Origin of the sequence: Bradyrhizobium sp. 157, from assembly GCF_023073815.1 — a bacterium.
Classification (GTDB): Bacteria; Pseudomonadota; Alphaproteobacteria; order Rhizobiales; family Xanthobacteraceae; genus Bradyrhizobium.
Genome location: NZ_JADPKF010000125.1, coordinates 1 through 4,640, shown reverse-complemented (window position 1 = coordinate 4,640; position 4,640 = coordinate 1). Strand labels below are relative to the sequence as shown.

Below are 4,640 nucleotides of genomic sequence, written 5' to 3'. Positions count from 1 at the left end.
TTCGATCTTTTGGGGTTCATCTCCAATCCTCCTGCTGACGGCGGCGGAAGGGCTGGGCTGCGCTATTGGTCAGATTCCTAAACGGGATCGCCGGATGGCCGAATCGCTCGGCGGCGAGTCCATCACCATTCCCGGTGTCGGCCGCCGCATCGCCGATGATGTCGTTCAGTTCGCCCATGCCAATAACGTGACGCAGATCATCATCAGCAAGTCGACGCGCCCATGGTGGTTCGAGCTGATGCGCGGTTCGGTGGTGCATGATCTGGTGTGGCGCGCCGGCAATATCAGCGTCAATGTCATTGCCGGCGAGGAACTCGCCGCCGAGCCTGTTCCAAAGAAAACGGTACGCAACGCGGAACGATCCAAACCGTTCGATCCAAAACCGTATTTGATGGCGCTGCTGGTCGTGGCCGTCGGCCTTGCGCCAGCGTCGCGGCCTCGCTGTGCTACAATTTCTTCTTCCTGCCGTCGGTCTACACCTTCACGATCACCGAACCGACCAACGTCGCCGCCTTCTTCTTCTTCATGCTGATTGCGATCCTGGTCTCCAATGTCGCGGCGCCGGTCTGCACCCAGGCGGTTACGGCGATCGGCAGGCTCCGCACCACCGAATCGCTCGACGCCTTCAGCCGCAAGCTTGCGGGCACCGCGACGCTGGACGACGTGCTGTGGGCGACCGCCTATCAGACCGCGCTGATGCTGAAAGTACGCGTCGTGCTGCTGCTGCCGGAAGACGGCGTGCTCACGGTAAAATCCGGCTATCCGCCCGAGGATGAACTCGACAGGGCCGACCTTGCAGCGGCGAACTGGACCTGGTCCAACGATCGCCCGGCCGGACGCGGCTCGGATACGCTGCCGGGCGCCAAGCGGCTGTTTTTGCCGATGCGGACCGGCCGCGGGCTGATCGGCGTCATCGGCACCCTCGTCGACTGCGTCGAGCGGCCCGACCTGGCGGCGGGCACCGAAGAACTCTCTAACGCGCTACAGACCGTGCGCGCCCTCGACGTGACCAAGCTCGTCGAGTTGACGACAGCTCGCGAGAACCAGTCGCTCGCTGGTATCCTCGGTTGCTGGCTGGAGAGCCGTCGCGAAGACCTCTTCGTCGACGACGAGATGCTGAAGGATTTGAAACGGTCGGCACCGTCGTCGCCGCGCGCGGTGCTAGGCACGACGTCCCAGGCCGGCGAGGCGCATCCGGAATGGAACGTGGTGCTGCCTAGCGAATTCCTCCATCCTTCGTTCGAAGGTGGCTCTCCGGAGATGGCGCCATGATCTCGGTAGAACGCCTGGAGAAGCTTTCCAATGAACTGTCGTTCGAAGCCGCGACAATCGAACGCGTGGTCCGCCTCATAGACGTGCTCGACCGGCTCACCAAGGACAGGGAGACCATCTCTTCGCTTTGAAAGGAGGTACGGCGCTCAACCTGTTCTATCTCGGTCTCGATCGTCTGTCGGTGGATATCGACTTGAACTACGTCGGTGCCGAAGATCGGAAAAAACGATGCTCGCCGACAAGGCGCTCATCATGAAGCGTCTGCCGCTCCTTATGGGGAACTACGGCTACGAACTCTTCCGAACCCCGCGCGACGAACACGCCGGCGAAAAGTGGCGCTTCAGGTACGTTTCGGCCCATCGGCGGCCCGGCACGATCGAGGTCGACGTCAACTACATGTACCGCACGCCGTTCTTCGGGACGTCGCTAATGAATTCCGTTCCTCTGGGCGGCTACACCGCGAAGAAAATCCCCGTCGTGGATCTGCGCGAGATCGCCGCCGGAAAAAGCGTCGCGATGGCCGCGCGCTGCGCATCGCGCGATCTCTACGACGCATGGCGCCTGCTGCACGTCCGCGGGCTGGATTGGAAACAGGTCAAGCGCTCGCTACGCTCGCGATCGGGGCGGCCACACGGGACCTGAACTGGCGGACGGCCTCGCTGGACGGATATAGCTACGACACCAACGAACTCCGCGGAAAATTGCTGACCGTCGTGAAGAGCGACATGTTCGACAAGGACGGCCGCCCGGAAGCCTGGTGCGAGCTCGTGCTGGCCGAATGGCAAGAACGACTGGCGCCTTTGTTCGAACATGATCGCGGCGAGATGTCGTTCCTTGATGCTCTCTACGAAGAGGGACGGATCGACGTCAGCAGTCTCCAAGGCGATGCCGCCGTCAAGCACGCGATGGAGAACTTCCCCGCGCTGCAATGGAAGGCTCTGAACATCAGGAATCACAACGCCGGTCTTCCGCGCTTGTGGGCAGGCTCCGACGTTACGCCAGAGGGAGAGTAGAATTTCTCCTTATTTGTCACACCAGGACGAAACGGGAGGGCGGGAGAACGGCGGTGGATGCCCGTTTCAGCCGTCAGCGGGTTCGTGCACCGTTAAACCGAGACGCCTCGCGTGATCGAGCAGATGCTCGACCGACGAGGCCGCCCATTGCCAGCCGCCGCGCGGCGTCCGCTCCCGCATTGTCTCGAGCTGTGCCGCGATCGCCCGCAGACTGAGGTCCGGATCGGCAATGGCAATGCCGGCGACGAGTGTCATCAATCGATCCTCCGGCTGTCGTCGCGGCGCGCGCTGGACAAGTTCAGGCTTCGCGAGGCCTTCGCGCACAGCGATGCATCGGTCGAGCAGCCAGGCGTTGAGTTCCTCCAGGTTTTTGAAGCGGAGCCTCGGCGTGAAGAAGCGCTCGCGCACAGCCCGACCTGGTTCTCGACCTGGCCCTTCTCCCAGCCCGACGCCGGCGTGCAGGCCACCGGCTCGACAAGATAGTGGCCGCGCATCTGCTGGAAGCGGCGGTTGTATTGCCTCTCCTTGCCGATGAAGATCGTCTCCACAGCCGTCTTCATGTTGTCATAGATGCCGCGCGTGCAGGTGCCCCGGAAGAAGGCAAACGCCCGATCGTGCGCGTCGAACACCATCCCCTGGCTTTCGCGCAGATAGCCCTGACGAAGAACATCCGGCTATGGCACGGCCGCATATGCGCCACCTTCACCGTCGCGTCACCCCGTTCAGAACAACGATCTCGTGGCTCCAGTCGAACTGGTAGGCTTCGCCCGGCGCGAAGATCAGCGGAACATACGCATCGGCGGCGGCGCTGCCCCGCTCTTCCTCAAAGGCCCGCGCATGCCGCCAGACCGAGCTGTAGCTGCCGTCATAGCCAAGATCGCGAAGCTGCTCAAAAATCCGGATCAGCGTCAGCCGTTCCCGCGACGGCTTCGTCGCTTTGGTCGCCAAAAGCCGCTCAAGCTCATCGCGCCATGCACCCACCCGAGGCAACGGCTGATGCTTGCGCACGTAGCGGAACTCCGTTTGCCCCGAACGCAGGACGTTGCGGACCGCCTCCCGAGAGACCTTCAATTCCCGGCAGATCTGCTTGATCGATTTGCGCTGAACCAGCGAAAGCCGGCGTATCTTTGCAATCGGCTTCACAACCAACATCCAAAACAAATGCCTCCGATGAAACCGGAAGCAGTGTCACGCCCCTGCGTTAAGGGGGTCCCGTTTGGATGAAAACGACCCCTCAAGCAGGGTTCCTATTCCATGAAAAATGACACTGCGGTCCTATTGAGCGGCGAAACGGCAGGTCATGCCGGATGCCGAGCACCGCGCACAGGGGCTTCAACAACAGGGCCGAGAATTCCCATGTGCCGCTGCGAAAGCGGGAGCGGACGATGCGGGGCTTCCGTTCGCCGGGGAACCCTGCAGCGCTTCGTCTCGATATTCTCAACCTTCCGTAATCTCTTCGTCCCAGCCAGCTCAAGACGCTCCTCAGATAAGGTGACAGCGCCCGATCGCAGGCCCAGGCGGCCTGACCTGCGGCCTTCGCCGGCCGGTGTAGGCCGCAGCCCGATTCATTAACGCTTGAGCCAGGTCTCGGATTTTCTTTATCGGTCCGGGAGAACGCCTTCGTCAGCCAATCGTCAGCCAGGCGGTCTATCTAGGCCTGCCGCGCCTCATCAGCCTGAACCCAATGCAAACGCAGGAGTGCGAATCATCATGTATGGTCGAATTGGTGCCTCGTTCGATGTCCACTACAGTGGCGAAGCTGATGAAGCGAATCAGTCGGGAGCCACCGGGCAAACGGATGTAGGAAGCCAAAGATTCGCGAACATGTTTGCCCGGATGCATTTAGCCGGAGTGGTTCTACCGGCAATTCATCTTCGCGTAGGTGGACGAAGAACGGTCCCGGTGAATGGCAGCGCGCAATCAAACCTCCACTCTGTCTCTGAAAAACTGAGGATAGCGAGTGCGGCGTGATGCGATCGCGTGCCAGTCTCGGCCGATCTTGGGCTGCTGGCGTGTACTTTGGCCAGGATGTAGGCCACGCCGTCTTGGGTCCGGGCTGACCATGACGGTTGACGAAAACATGCCGCAGGTTCCTCAGACCTCATGCCCTGCGCCATCTGGGCGATTGCACTTATGGGCCAAAGCCTTGATACACCATGGCTGAGCGACATCAGCCCACAACATCATAAGCAGCGATTCTCGCCTTTATCAGAGATGGAATATGACGGGCATTGGCCGATCTGGTAGATCGCGCATTGGGGATGCTGGAGCCGGATCGAGCAGTTCACGCTCGCACTCAAGTCTAGTCCCTGGGGAAGGCAGTCAATCGTTCGATTCCGTCGTGGAGCGGATGCG

At 61.3% G+C, this 4,640-nt stretch carries 4 protein-coding genes and 4 pseudogenes; 6 read left to right on the top strand and 2 right to left on the bottom strand.

Translation table 11 applies throughout. From position 1 onward, the window contains the following. Positions 1-91: 91 nt before the first annotated feature. From IVA95_RS38540 to IVA95_RS38530, 5 genes and pseudogenes are all read left to right on the top strand, one after another. Positions 92-918: pseudogene (locus tag IVA95_RS38540) on the top strand (DUF4118 domain-containing protein); the annotation flags it as partial. A gap of 350 nt (positions 919-1,268) precedes the next feature. Beyond that, complete coding sequence (locus IVA95_RS38920; protein ID WP_256470406.1) at positions 1,269-1,403, top strand: hypothetical protein; 135 nt, start codon at positions 1,269-1,271, stop codon at positions 1,401-1,403. Then, entirely contained in the window at positions 1,400-1,528 is a 129-nt protein-coding gene (locus tag IVA95_RS39245; protein WP_346658104.1) for a nucleotidyl transferase AbiEii/AbiGii toxin family protein, read from the top strand. Before IVA95_RS38920 ends, IVA95_RS39245 begins: the two co-directional genes overlap by 4 nt. Continuing rightward, on the top strand, positions 1,501-1,914 hold the full coding sequence (locus tag IVA95_RS38535) for a nucleotidyl transferase AbiEii/AbiGii toxin family protein (protein ID WP_253075378.1): 414 nt from the start codon (positions 1,501-1,503) through the stop codon (positions 1,912-1,914). The genes IVA95_RS39245 and IVA95_RS38535 overlap by 28 nt, the downstream gene beginning before the upstream one ends. Positions 1,915-1,997: 83 nt before the next feature. Further along, the gene (locus IVA95_RS38530) at positions 1,998-2,285 is read left to right on the top strand and encodes a hypothetical protein (RefSeq protein ID WP_247515288.1); all 288 of its coding nucleotides are present in this window, start codon (positions 1,998-2,000) and stop codon (positions 2,283-2,285) included. Between the two features lie 66 nt (positions 2,286-2,351). Here IVA95_RS38530 and IVA95_RS38525 read toward each other — a convergent pair. Continuing rightward, positions 2,352-2,609: pseudogene (locus IVA95_RS38525) on the bottom strand (recombinase family protein); the annotation flags it as partial. A gap of 12 nt (positions 2,610-2,621) precedes the next feature. Further along, a pseudogene (istA, locus tag IVA95_RS38520) lies at positions 2,622-3,437 on the bottom strand (IS21 family transposase); the annotation flags it as partial. A gap of 115 nt (positions 3,438-3,552) precedes the next feature. Between istA and IVA95_RS38515 the strand changes: the two are divergent. Next, positions 3,553-3,716 (top strand): annotated as a pseudogene (locus IVA95_RS38515) (DDE-type integrase/transposase/recombinase); the annotation flags it as partial. Positions 3,717-4,640 lie beyond the last annotated feature (924 nt).